Below are 12,180 nucleotides of genomic sequence, written 5' to 3' on the forward strand. Positions count from 1 at the left end.
TTGTTTGCCCACATCTAGTTATCCGTCAGACAAGCAGGTGAGACCGGTGCCGACTGGCAAGGTGAAGTGGTACGACGCCGCGAAGGGATTCGGCTTCTTATCCCAGGAGGACGGCGAGGACGTCTACGTCCGCTCCTCGGCGTTGCCCGCGGGGGTCGAGGGCCTCAAGGCGGGGCAGCGCGTTGAATTCGGCGTTGCTTCCGGACGCCGCGGACCCCAGGCATTGAGTCTCAAACTGATTGACCCCCCGCCCAGCCTGACCCGCCCGCGCAGGGAGAGCCCGGCCGAACACAAACACAGCCCAGATGAGCTACACGGCATGGTCGAGGACATGATCACGTTGCTGGAGAGCACCGTCCAGCCCGAACTGCGGAAAGGTCGCTACCCGGACCGCAAAACCGCTCGCAGGGTCTCCGAGGTGGTCAAAGCCGTGGCCCAAGAGCTCGACGCCTAGCTCGGCCTGCTTGACCCGCCAAATATCGGCGTCGGCAGTTGTGCGCTAGTTGCCCAAACGCCTGTACCAGAGAGCCCGGCGGGGAACACTGGTCACCGAAGCTCCATAGGAGTCGCTTCGAGTGAGGGAAGTCTGATGGCACAGCAGGCGCAGGTCAGCGAGGAACAAGCGAGAGCCGTAGCTGAGGAATCTCGCGAGAGTGGTTGGGATAAACCATCCTTGGCCAAGGAACTTTTCCTCGGCCGATTTCCGCTTGAGCTCATTCACCCGTTCCCCAGACCCACTGACGAAGACGCCGCTCGTACCGAGAAATTCCTGGCCCAGCTGCGGGAATTCCTCGACACGATCGACGGCAGCGTCATCGAGCGCGACGCGCAGATACCCGACGAATATGTCAAAGGCCTTGCCGAACTCGGTTGCTTCGGCATGAAAATCCCGTCCGAGTACGGTGGCCTGAACATGTCGCAGGTCGCCTATAACCGTGCACTAGAGATGGTTTCGACCGTGCACGCCAGTCTCGGCGCGCTGCTCTCGGCGCATCAGTCGATCGGGGTACCGGAGCCGTTGAAGCTAGCCGGAACTCCAGAGCAGAAGCGCAGGTTTTTGCCGCGCTGTGCTGCCGGTGCGATATCGGCTTTTTTACTGACCGAGCCTGATGTGGGTTCCGACCCGGCACGGTTGGCCTCGACGGCTACTCCCGTCGACGGCGGAGCGGCCTATGAACTGGATGGCGTGAAGTTGTGGACGACCAATGGCGTGGTCGCGGATCTGCTGGTGGTGATGGCCCGCGTGCCCAAGGGTGACGGGCACCGCGGCGGGATCAGCGCGTTCGTCGTCGAGGCCAATTCACCTGGCATCACCGTGGAACGGCGCAACAAGTTCATGGGGCTGCGCGGGATCGAAAACGGCGTCACCAGGATGCATCGCGTCCGGGTTCCGGCGGAAAACTTGATAGGCCGGGAAGGCGACGGTCTGAAGATCGCGCTGACCACACTGAACGCCGGACGGCTGTCGATTCCTGCGATAGCGGCCGGCTCGGCCAAGTGGTCGCTGAAGATCGCCCGCGAGTGGTCGTGCGAGCGGGTGCAGTGGGGCAAACCGGTCGGCGAACACGCGGCCGTCGCAGAAAAGATTTCGTTTATCGCCGCAACCAGCTATGCGCTCGAATCGGTACTTGAGCTGTCCGGTCAGATGGCTGATGAGGGCCGCAACGACATCCGGATCGAGGCTGCGCTGGCCAAGCTGTGGTCAAGCGAGATGGCCTGCCTGATCGCCGACGAACTGTTGCAAATCCGCGGCGGCCGCGGCTATGAGACCGCCGAGTCGCTCGCCGCCCGCGGTGAGCGCGCGGTGCCGGTGGAACAGGTGGTCCGCGACCTGAGGATCAACCGCATCTTCGAAGGCTCCAGCGAGATCATGCGGCTGCTGATCGCCCGTGAGGCGGTCGACGCCCACCTGACTGCGGCCGGCGATCTCGCGAATCCCAAAGCCGATGTTCGGCAGAAGGCCAAGGCAGCGGTTGGCGCGAGCGGCTTTTACGCAAAGTGGTTGCCGCAACTCGTTTTCGGTGAGGGGCAGCGGCCGACGGCGTATCGCGAGTTCGGCCGATTGGCAACGCATTTGCGATTTGTCGAACGCTCTGCGCGCAAGCTGGCCCGTAACACCTTCTACGGAATGGCGCGCTGGCAAGCGGCACTGGAGCAAAAGCAGGGATTCCTCTTCCGGGTGGTGGACATCGGCGCGGAACTGTTCGCGATGTCGGCGGCGTGCGTCCGGGCCGAGGCCCAGCTAGGTGCAGATCGGGTCCAGGGCGAGCAGGCATACGAGCTGGCCGACGCGTTCTGCCAGCAGGCCACCCTGCGGGTCGAGGCGCTGTTTAACGCCTTGTGGACCAACACCGACAGCACCGACGCTGCGCTGGCCCGCAACGTGCTGAAGGGTCGCTACACCTGGCTCGAAGACGGGATCGTCGATCAGTCCGAGGGCACCGGACCGTGGATCGCAGAGTGGGAAGTTGGTGCGTCCACCGAGGCCGATTTGGCCCGGCGGTTCTTGACCCTCGCCGAGCCCTGACCGAGGCAACCATGGCTTCTTATGTCGCGGAGGCCGGCGAGTTCACCCGCGACACCAACTACATCGCGACCCGTATCACCGCCGACGGCCGCGACGGCTATCCGGTAGAGCCGGGCCGGTATCGACTGATCGTTGCCCGCGCCTGCCCATGGGCCAACCGCGCGATCATTGTTCGACGGTTGCTGGGACTGGAAAGCGTTATCTCCATTGGTTTTTGCGGCCCGACCCATGACAAGCGCAGTTGGACCTTCGACCTCGACCCGGGTGGCGTCGACCCGGTGTTGAAGATCCCCCGGCTGCAGGACGCGTATTTCAAACGCTTTCCCGACTATCCGAAAGGCATCACCGTCCCGGCAATCGTCGACGTGCCGACCGGCGCTGTGGTCACTAACGATTTCGCGCAGCTGACGCTGGACTTGTCCACGGAATGGACTGCTTACCAACGTGATGGCGCTCCGCAGCTATACCCCGAGTCGCTGCGCGCCGAGATCGACGAGGTCAACAAAAGGGTCTACACCGAAATCAACAACGGTGTTTACCGGTGTGGCTTCGCCGGTTCGCAGCAGGCTTACGACGGGGCCTACGATCGGTTGTTCACGGCGTTGGACTGGGTCAGCGATCGACTGGAAAGCCAGCGGTATCTGGTGGGCGAGACGATCACCGAAGCCGATGTCCGGTTGTTCACCACCTTGGCCCGCTTCGACCCGGTTTACCACGGGCACTTCAAGTGCAATCGAAGCAAACTTTCCGAGATGCCGGTGCTGTGGGCCTACGCGCGTGACCTTTTCCAGACGCGGGGTTTCGGGGATACCGTCGACTTCGTCCAGATCAAGCAGCACTACTACATCGTGCACGCCGACATCAACCCGACCCGTATCGTCCCAAAGGGCCCGGAGCTGGCCAACTGGCTGACGCCGCACGGCCGGGAAGCATTGGGCGGCAAGCCCTTCGGTGACGGCACCCCGCCGGGACCGCCGCTTGCCGGCGAACAAGTGCCCGACGGCCACGGCGCTTAGCCCCACACGGTTCGCACCGACCATTCCGCATGGGGCACACCGTGCAGTTGGCCGGCCTGGTCGATGACGACGGTCATCAACTGCACGGCTATTCCCGTGAGCCGCCCGTGGCGTGGGTCAACGGTTGGGATGGTGACCGCCAGGCGGCTGCCCGGCCGGTAGAAGGTCGTCGTGGGGTTGACCGCATCCTCATAGACCCGCAACAGCCACCAGGGAGCCCGGCCAATCGCCGGCGGCACCGAAAGCTGCACCGGATCCCGAGCATTCACCCGCAGCTCACCCTGCGCCTCCGGGGTTTGGCAGTCGTTGGGGTCGAGCACTTTGCAGTATCGGTAGGGACCCACCCGGGTCAGTTGACCGTGGGAATAGGCGCTGATCTCGGGGTGTAACGGACTGCGCCCGCGGGCGAGCGTCCAGGCGCCGACTCCCGCAGCCGCGCATGCCAGCAGCACCAAAACCGCGAGCAGCCCGGCGGCACCGAACCTCGCCGTCGGCTTCACTCCCACGAGACCGCCGCGGCGTCGTGACCGCTGGGGCCACCCTCCTGCTCGACCATCACCGGCCGATTGCCACCCAGACCCGGGATCAACGAGTCACCGTGGAAGCTGACCACCGTCTGGGCCAGACCCAGGATCAGCACAGCCGCAACGACGCTGAAGCCGACCCACAGATCGGTGTAGAGCAACACGCCCAGCGCGCCGCCAAGAACCCATGCGAGTTGCAGCGTCGATTCCGACCGCCCGAACGCCGACGCGCGTGATTCCTCGGGCAAGTCATCCTGCAACGATGCGTCCAGTGCGGCCTTGGCGATTGCGCTCGACCCTGACGTGATCAGTGTTGCGATCGCGGCAGCCAGCAGATTGCCGGCCACCGCCGCCGCCACCGCCGCCACGGTTACTGCCAGAGTGCAGCGCACGACGAGCACCGCGGGCCTGCCCAGCCGCAGCCGTGCGCTGGCGAAATTGCCCGCGAAATTACCGGTGGCGGCCGCGGCGCCGATCAGTCCCAGCATGCCGAGCTGCACCCATCCACTGGCGTCACGGGCTTTGGCGACAAAGGCCGGATACAAAAACAGGAATCCGACCATGACCTTAATGGTGGAGTTGCCCCACAACGAAGTGATGATGTTGCGGCCCAACGGTCGTCGAAGCGCCCCGCTGAACTCCCGGGACCAGCTTCGGCCCGGCGGGCGACTGCGATAGCTCAGCGTGGTCGGAACCTCACCCTCGGTCACCTCGACCCAGCGTGGAATTCGCATGGACAGCAAGGCGCCCGCAACCGTCACGGCAATGACGACGAATAACGCGCCGGGCGAATGGAACAGGCGGGTCAAGACGTACTCGATGCCGCTGGCGATGGCACCGCCGATGATGGTGCCGCCCAGCAGCCCGAACATGGTCAGCCGGGAATTGACCCGCACCAGGTCGATCGTCGGCGGCATCACCCGTGGCGTCACCGCGCTGCGCAGCACGCTGAACGACTTGGACAGCACCATCATGGCCAGCGCGCACGGATACAACACCCACGACGGGAAACTTCCGGTGGCGCCGTCGTAGTTGCTGATCAGCAACACCGCCAACCCCGTGCGCAGCGCGAACGATGCCGCCAGCGCGATTCGTCGGCCGTGCTGCAGCCGGTCCAGCGCTGGACCGATCAGCGGCGCGACAACCGCGAACGGCGCGATCGTGATCAGCAGGTACAACGCCACCCTGTCCTTGCTTTCCCCGGTGGCCGCGGCGAAGAACAGGGTGTTGGCCAGGGCCACAGCCATCGCGGCATCGGTCGCGAAATTGGCCACCACCGGCCAGGTCAGCGCTGTCAGCCCCGACTTGTCGGCGCCGTCGGCGGTGGCGGCGCGCTGCACCAACCCGTACATCCGCGAACCCATCTCGCGGCTGCGCTGCGCTGCGGCGCGGGTGACCGTGACCCGCTCGCCGCCTCCGCCGACACGCGGGGGCTCGCTGCGACGGTCCGGCTCGGGCTCGTGGTTCAACGGCGGCAGATAGCGATTGGCGCTGGGCATCGCCGGGGGACGGCGCGGCCGGCGATAGTCCGGTTCGTCGGCCGGGTAGTTGGCCATGCCCGGGTGCTCGGCCGCAGATCCGCTGCGAGTGCGGCGGGCGCCAGATGTTCGGCCCGTATCCGGGTGGTTGCGCCGCCGTCCAGCCATGCCTCAATTCTCACAGATACCGGCCCGTGCGATGGGCAGGCAACCGGTGTGGCCGGACCCCGCGGCTCTGCGGCAGAATTGAGCGCGTATGGAAATAGCGGACAACGTGACCCGACCGACTCCTGAGTCGGCCGCGGCGACCACCGATGAGTGGTCGCCTGAGTTGGCGACCCTGCTCACCGACGCCGTCGAGCCCGCGCGGGCAGCGATTATCGAGTTCAGCGGCGCCGACACCGTGGGCGACTACCTCGGCGTCGGCTACGAAGATCCCACCAGCGCCACCCACCGATTCCTGGCGCATATGCCCGGCTATCAGGGCTGGCAGTGGGCCGTCGTCGTCGCCGCTTACCCGGGCGCTGACCACGCAACGATCAGCGAGGTCGTGCTGGTGCCCGGGCCGACGTCGCTGTTGGCACCGGACTGGGTGCCCTGGGATCAGCGGATCCGGCCGGGCGATCTGAGCCCGGGCGACCAACTGGCGCCGCTGCCGGACGATCCACGCCTGGTGCCCGGTTACCTGGCCTCCGGTGACCCGCAGGTTGACGAGATCGCTCTCGAGATCGGTTTGGGACGGCGCCGGGTGCTGAGTGCCTGGGGTCGCTCGGATGCCGCTCAACGCTGGCACGACGGCGACTATGGTCCGTCGTCGCAGATGGCGCAATCCACCAAACGCGTATGCCGCGATTGCGGCTTCTTCCTACCGCTTGCCGGATCGCTGGGCGCGATGTTCGGGATATGCGGCAACGAGTTGTCCGCCGACGGGCATGTCGTCGACTTCGAATACGGCTGCGGTGCGCATTCCGACACCCCGGCTCCCGCGGGCAGCGGCTCGCCGATGTATGACCCGTACGACGACGGGGTGCTCGACGTCAGCGAGAAACCGGCCGAGGACGGCTAGCTGTTCTCCGCCGCGGCTTTGATCTTGGCCAGCGAGGCGTTCATGCCGTCGACAAGTTCCCGCTCGAAGTTCGCGGTCCCGCCGAAGAGAGCGTTCACCGTCATGCTCGACAGCGGCTTCACCCCGTTCTCGGCGTGCCGGCTCTCGATCACTCGGGTGCCCTCGGGGATCGGCTGCAACTCGTAGCTCCAGATCGTGTTGTTGGTGTTGACCCGGAATGCCAACTTCTGGTCCGGGATCACCTCGAGGACGGTGGATGTCGTCGGCCAGAACAGACGGTTGCGGCGGTTGAGGTTGATGGTGCGGGTGCCGTGGCGAAGCGGACCGAATGCCCGCATCAGTCGACACTGCGGGCTCCACTGCGGCATGCGGCGGAAATCGCTAACGAGCGACCAGACTTTCGAGACGGGTGCCTTGATATCGACCTGTGCTTGCAACAGCGGCGCTGCCATTGGATGCATACCTCCTAGCTCGGGCCATCATTTCCGGTCGGGATCGTGCTGGTAATTCAATCCGGTCTGTGCACCACGCGCGCCACGGCGGGCGGCGTCACGCTGCCACAGGAAGATACTGGTGCCCAGCACCCCGACTCCTAGCCCGGCCAGTGTCAGCGGTCGCCACGTCTCGAGGCCTGGCACAACGAACGCGGCCACGGCGGCAACCAGCCAGGCCAGTGCTCCGATGGCGATGACCGGCCATACCTCCAGCAGCGCAGCGGGCAGCATCGGCGGATCGAGGCTTTTGCCAGGCTCGATAGACATCAAGATAAAGATAGCTTGGCGAGCCCGGACTCGGTCATTCGTTGTCGACGATTGGGCGTTCTGTCGTAACCTTCGCGCTGTGATGGAGGGCGACAGCCGATTGGCCAGCGACCTGTCGTTGGCGGTAATGCGGCTGTCCCGGCAGCTGCGGTTTCGGCGGCCGCAGTCCCCGGTGTCGTTGTCGCAGCTGTCGGCGCTGGCGACATTGGCCAACTACGGCCCGATGACGCCGGGTGCGCTGGCTATCAGGGAACGGGTTCGCCCGCCGTCGATGACGCGGGTAATCGCCTCGTTGGCCGATTTGGGTTTTGTGGACCGTGTTGCGCACCCCGACGACGGCCGGCAGGTCTTGGTCTCGGTCTCCGATGCTGGTGCTGAACTGCTGGAGGCCGAACGCCGCGCCAGCCAGGAGTGGCTGGCGCAACGGCTGGATACCCTCGGCGGCGCCCAGCGGGATACCCTGCGCGAGGCCGCCGACCTGATCTTGGCTCTTGTCGATGAAAGCCCTTGACCCCGCACGGTTTTGACCCCACCAGTGACACCGATGGTGTGGTCGTCAGCGATATCATTGATCCCGGCGACGCGCGGCTGGACTACTTTCGCGATTTGAACAGCATCGACCGTAGGCCCGACCTGCCGAGCGGGAAGGGCCTGGTGATTGCCGAGGGTGTGCTGGTCGTGCAGCGCATGCTGGTCTCGCCGTTCGCGCCGCTGGCTTTCCTCGGCACCGATCGCAGGCTCGCCGAGCTCAAGGCCGATCTGGCCGGCAGCTCCGCGCCCTACTATCGGGTATCCGCCGAGGTGATGGCCCAGGTGGTCGGCTTTCATCTCAACCGCGGGGTGCTGGCCGCCGCGCGCCGGGAGCCCGAGCGCAGCCTCGCACAGGTCGTCGCGGGCACCCGGACCGTCGCGGTGCTCGAGGGCGTCAACGACCACGAGAACCTGGGCGCCATCTTCCGCAACGCCGCGGGGCTCAACGTCGACGCGGTGGTGTTCGGCAGCGGCTGCGCTGATCCGCTGTACCGCCGCGCGGTGCGCGTCTCCATGGGTCACGCCCTACTGGTGCCGTATGCGCGGGCGACCAACTGGCCGGCCGATTTGAAGACGTTGCAGCAGATGGGTTTTCGGTTGCTGGCGATGACGCCCAATCCCGATGCCGCGTCCTTGCCGGAGGCAATGACGGCGGTGCAGGACGAGCGGGTGGCGGTGCTGGTCGGCGCCGAGGGGCCGGGCTTGAGCCGTGCCGTGCTGCAGGTCAGCGATCTGCGGGTACGGATCCCGATGTCACGCGGCACCGACTCGCTCAACGTCGCCACCGCGGCGGCGCTGGCTTTCTACGAGCGGGCTAGGCTCGGCTCGTGACCGACGAATCCACCCCGTGGGCAACGGGTTTGACGGTGGCCGGATTTGTCGCCGCGGTCACCGGGGTCGCAGTCGTGGTGCTCAGTCTCGGGCTGATCCGGGTGCATCCGTTGTTGGCCGTCGGGCTTAATGTCGTCGCGGCCGGCGGGTTGGCGCCGACGCTATGGGGGTGGCGGCATACCGCGGTACTGCGCTGGTTGGTGCTGGGCGTCGGAGTGGGTGTGACAGCTGCCTGGCTGACCCTGGTCTCGATGCAGCTGTTCAGCTAGCGCTGCCCGCCGGAACGAACACCCAGCAACACGTCTTCCCACGCCGGCACCGGTGGCTTGCCGCGCCGGCTGCGCGTCGGCTCGCTCTTGGCTTCGACGGTCGGGCGTTCCACCGGCGCGGGTGCCGGCTCGTCGAAGTCGATTTGGGCGACCGGGGCGACGGGCCGCAGTGGACGGTCGAAGCTGGGGTCGATCAGTTCACTGGCCGTGTCGTCGACGGCGGTGACCGTCCCGCCGTGCGCGCCCGGGCAGAAGCGGAAATGCGCGAGGTTGTCGGAACGACCTGCCTTCCAGCCCAGCTGGACCGTCCACCGGCCATCCTCGTTGCGCCAGGCGTCCCACGTCGTGCTGTCCGGGTTGAGGCCACGCGCCAGCAGCGACGACGTGACGGTCTCCAGCAGCGTCAGCACCGCGGGGCCGTCGGCCAGAACGGGATGGGCGGCCGTTGCCAGCTCGGCAGCGCGCGAGCGCTCCAACAGCACCGGGTGGGCGAACCGCTGAACCCGCTCGATGTCCACCTCGGCGGCGGCCGCCACCTGCTCGACGGATGCGCCCGCGCGGATGCGAGCCTGAATTTCCTTGGGACGCAGCATGCTGGTGACCTCGATGTCGATATGGGTTTGACCCATCCGGGTCCCGTCGCCGCGGGCCGCCGCCCTCAGCCGGTCGTCGACTCGGATCTTGAACTTGTCGCCGGGGTCCCCGTTGTCTTTCGTGCTCTCGCAGATGATGTGTTTGCCATCGACATCGAGTCCGACGATCGTGAGTTCCCGCATGTGTCTCCTCGCAGGCTCCTCGCAGACCAGCGCGCCAGGCCTGTCAGCTGCGGACTCTAGTGCAGACAGCGGCCGTAACCGCGCTGACACGCGGGGGCCACCTGGGCCTCTTTTCAGGAGCGAGCTAAAGCCGCTCCACCACCCAGTCGATGCACTCGGTGAGCGCGCTGACGTCGTCAGGCTCGACGGCGGGGAACATCGCCACCCGCAACTGGTTGCGACCGAGTTTGCGGTACGGCTCGGTGTCGACGATGCCGTTGGCGCGCAGCACCTTGGCCACCGCCGCGGCGTCGACGTCATCGTTGAAGTCGATCGTGCCCACAACCTGGGAGCGAAGTCGTGCCTCAGCCACGAATGGCGTCGTGTATGGCCGGTCCTGCGCCCAGCTGTACAACCGCTGCGACGAATCCGCGGTGCGCTTGACCGCCCAGTCCAGCCCGCCGTTGCCCAACAGCCAGTCGATCTGTTCGGCCAGCAGCACCAGCGTCCCGATGGCCGGAGTGTTGTAGGTCTGGTTCTTCAGGCTGTTCTCTACCGCGATCGGCAGCGACAAAAAGTCCGGCACCCATCGCCCGGACGCGGCGATCGCCTCGATCCGACCGAGCGCCGCGGGGCTCAAGATCGCCAGCCACAGCCCGCCGTCGCTGGCGAAGTTCTTCTGCGGCGCGAAGTAGTAGGCATCGGTGTCGGCGACGTCGACCGGGAGGCCGCCGGCGCCGGAGGTGGCATCGATGACGATCAGCGCATCGCCGGAGCCGTCGGGCCGTGTGACTGGCACCGCGACCCCCGTCGAGGTCTCGTTGTGCGCCCACGCGATCACGTCGACCGACGGGTCGGTCTGTGGCTCGGGCGCGCTGCCGGGATCAGCCTTGACGATGATCGGCTCCCCGATGAACGGATTCTTGGCAACCGCGGCGGCGAACTTCGAGCTGAACTCGCCGTAGCTCAGGTGCAACGACCGCTTGTCGATCAGCCCGAACGCAGCGGCATCCCAGAACGCGGTTGCCCCGCCGTTGCCCAGCACGACTTCGTAGCCGTCGGGCACCGAGAAGTAGTGCCGCAAGCCGTCGCGTACCCGGCCCACCAGATCTTTCACCGGCGCTTGCCGGTGCGAGGTGCCGAAAAGCGCTGCGGCGCTGGTGGAGAGAGCTTGCAATTGCTCGGGTCGGACCTTCGACGGGCCGGAGCCGAAGCGGCCGTCACCGGGTTTGATGTTGTCAGGGATCGTGAGCTGGTCAGCCATGATCACCAGGCTAGTGAACCGGCCGAGCCGGACGATCACGCGGTCCGGCGATGCTGGTCAGACGCGATCTGATGCGACGTAAGTCACAGTGCACACATGTTCACGGATGGGCCACAGCGGCTATCAAGGGTCTAGAAAGTTTGCGATACCTACGGTACTGTCTTTGGACATAGCGCGTCCAAATGTAAACCTCATTGGGGAGGCTGTAATGGCCCAGGCTGGAACGGCCCAAAAGCAGGCACGGACGAAGATGGTGCGGCGTTGGCGCCGCAACATGGATGTCCAGGACGACACGAAGTACGTTGAGATGCTGACCACACTGTCCGAGGGGTCGGTGCGGCGCAATTTCAACCCGTACACCGACATCGACTGGAATTCACCCGAGTTCGCGGTCACCGACAACGATCCGCGCTGGAAGCTGCCCGAGACCGACCCGCTGGGTCGGCACCCCTGGTACCAGGCGCAGTCCGAAGAACGTCAGATCCAGATCGGCATGTGGCGTCAGGCGAACGTCGCCAAGGTCGGTCTGCACTTCGAGTCCATCCTGATTCGCGGCCTGATGGAGTATGCGTTCTGGGTGCCCAACGGGTCGCCGGAGTACCGCTACTGCCTGCACGAAGCCGTCGAAGAGTGCAACCACACCATGATGTTCCAGGAGATGGTGAACCACATCGGCGCCGACGTGCCCGGCATGCCCCGCATGCTCAAGTGGATTCAGCCGTTTATTCCGCTGGTGGCCGGACCGCTGCCGATCCCGTTCTGGTTCGGCATCCTCGCCGGTGAAGAGCCCATCGACCACACCCAGAAGAACGTGCTGCGCGAGGGCAAGGAGCTGCACCCGATCATGGAGCGGGTGATGGCCATCCACGTGGCCGAGGAGGCCCGCCACATCTCGTTCGCGCACGAGTACCTGCGTAAGCGGGTGCCGCACCTGCCGCGCCGCAAGCGGTTCTGGCTGTCGCTGTATGTGCCCGTCACCATGCGCATCCTGTGCTCGGCGATCGTGGTTCCGCCGAAGGCGTTCTGGCAGGAGTTCGACATCCCGCGCCAGGTCCGCAAAGCGGTGTTCTTCGGTTCGCCGGAGTCGCGTCAAATGCTGCGTGACATGTTCGGCGACGTCCGGATGCTCTGCCACGACACCGGTCTGATGAACCCGCT

The 12,180-nt window shown here is 65.8% G+C and carries 14 protein-coding genes; 8 read left to right on the forward strand and 6 right to left on the reverse strand.

The annotated features are described in order from the left end of the window. Window positions 1-46 precede the first annotated feature (46 nt). The 3 genes from VEI45_RS21990 (at window position 47) to VEI45_RS22000 (ending at window position 3,543) form a co-directional block, all read left to right on the forward strand. Window positions 47-454 (forward strand): cold-shock protein, encoded by a 408-nt coding sequence (locus tag VEI45_RS21990; protein WP_324856637.1) that lies wholly within the window; start codon window positions 47-49, stop codon window positions 452-454. A 135-nt stretch (window positions 455-589) separates the two neighbouring features. Beyond that, window positions 590-2,527: an acyl-CoA dehydrogenase family protein gene (locus tag VEI45_RS21995; RefSeq protein ID WP_324856638.1), complete on the forward strand. Its 1,938-nt coding sequence runs from the start codon at window positions 590-592 to the stop codon at window positions 2,525-2,527. A gap of 11 nt (window positions 2,528-2,538) precedes the next feature. After that, the gene (locus VEI45_RS22000; protein WP_324856639.1) at window positions 2,539-3,543 is read left to right on the forward strand and encodes a glutathione S-transferase family protein; all 1,005 of its coding nucleotides are present in this window, start codon (window positions 2,539-2,541) and stop codon (window positions 3,541-3,543) included. On the opposite strand, the gene VEI45_RS22005 is transcribed toward VEI45_RS22000, so the two are convergent. Beyond that, complete coding sequence (locus VEI45_RS22005; RefSeq protein ID WP_324856655.1) at window positions 3,540-4,043, reverse strand: DUF2771 domain-containing protein; 504 nt, start codon at window positions 4,041-4,043, stop codon at window positions 3,540-3,542. The two genes, VEI45_RS22000 and VEI45_RS22005, sit on opposite strands and share 4 nt — an antisense overlap. Continuing rightward, entirely contained in the window at window positions 4,040-5,713 is a 1,674-nt protein-coding gene (locus VEI45_RS22010) for an MFS transporter (RefSeq protein WP_324856640.1), read from the reverse strand. Before VEI45_RS22010 ends, VEI45_RS22005 begins: the two co-directional genes overlap by 4 nt. Window positions 5,714-5,819: 106 nt before the next feature. On the opposite strand from VEI45_RS22010, the gene VEI45_RS22015 reads away from it, so the two are divergent. Further along, complete coding sequence (locus VEI45_RS22015) at window positions 5,820-6,611, forward strand: DUF3027 domain-containing protein (RefSeq protein ID WP_324856656.1); 792 nt, start codon at window positions 5,820-5,822, stop codon at window positions 6,609-6,611. Here VEI45_RS22015 and VEI45_RS22020 read toward each other — a convergent pair. Together VEI45_RS22020 and VEI45_RS22025 are read right to left on the reverse strand one after the other, a co-directional pair. Next, complete coding sequence (locus VEI45_RS22020; RefSeq protein WP_324856641.1) at window positions 6,608-7,063, reverse strand: SRPBCC family protein; 456 nt, start codon at window positions 7,061-7,063, stop codon at window positions 6,608-6,610. The two genes, VEI45_RS22015 and VEI45_RS22020, sit on opposite strands and share 4 nt — an antisense overlap. 27 nt (window positions 7,064-7,090) lie before the next feature. Beyond that, window positions 7,091-7,372 (reverse strand): DUF2530 domain-containing protein, encoded by a 282-nt coding sequence (locus VEI45_RS22025; RefSeq protein WP_324856642.1) that lies wholly within the window; start codon window positions 7,370-7,372, stop codon window positions 7,091-7,093. 82 nt (window positions 7,373-7,454) lie between these two features. Between VEI45_RS22025 and VEI45_RS22030 the strand changes: the two genes are divergently transcribed. From VEI45_RS22030 to VEI45_RS22040, 3 genes are read left to right on the forward strand one after another with little or no spacing between them, the layout of a single operon-like run. Continuing rightward, window positions 7,455-7,883: a MarR family winged helix-turn-helix transcriptional regulator gene (locus tag VEI45_RS22030; protein WP_414687559.1), complete on the forward strand. Its 429-nt coding sequence runs from the start codon at window positions 7,455-7,457 to the stop codon at window positions 7,881-7,883. Continuing rightward, the gene (locus VEI45_RS22035) at window positions 7,880-8,734 is read left to right on the forward strand and encodes an RNA methyltransferase (protein WP_324856644.1); all 855 of its coding nucleotides are present in this window, start codon (window positions 7,880-7,882) and stop codon (window positions 8,732-8,734) included. The genes VEI45_RS22030 and VEI45_RS22035 overlap by 4 nt, the downstream gene beginning before the upstream one ends. After that, window positions 8,731-9,003, forward strand: coding sequence for a DUF2537 domain-containing protein (locus VEI45_RS22040; protein WP_324856645.1), 273 nt, complete (start codon window positions 8,731-8,733; stop codon window positions 9,001-9,003). The genes VEI45_RS22035 and VEI45_RS22040 overlap by 4 nt, the downstream gene beginning before the upstream one ends. On the opposite strand, the gene sepH is transcribed toward VEI45_RS22040, so the two are convergent. Beyond that, entirely contained in the window at window positions 9,000-9,779 is a 780-nt protein-coding gene (sepH, locus tag VEI45_RS22045; RefSeq protein WP_324856646.1) for a septation protein SepH, read from the reverse strand. The genes VEI45_RS22040 and sepH overlap by 4 nt on opposite strands. 124 nt (window positions 9,780-9,903) lie before the next feature. Beyond that, window positions 9,904-11,022, reverse strand: coding sequence for a phosphoserine transaminase (gene serC, locus VEI45_RS22050; protein WP_324856647.1), 1,119 nt, complete (start codon window positions 11,020-11,022; stop codon window positions 9,904-9,906). A 208-nt stretch (window positions 11,023-11,230) separates the two neighbouring features. On the opposite strand from serC, the gene VEI45_RS22055 reads away from it, so the two are divergent. After that, on the forward strand, window positions 11,231-12,180 hold a 950-nt coding region (locus VEI45_RS22055), incomplete at its 3' end, for a diiron oxygenase (RefSeq protein ID WP_324856648.1).

It is taken from the genome of Mycobacterium sp. (assembly GCF_035623875.1).
GTDB lineage: Bacteria > Actinomycetota > Actinomycetes > Mycobacteriales > Mycobacteriaceae > Mycobacterium.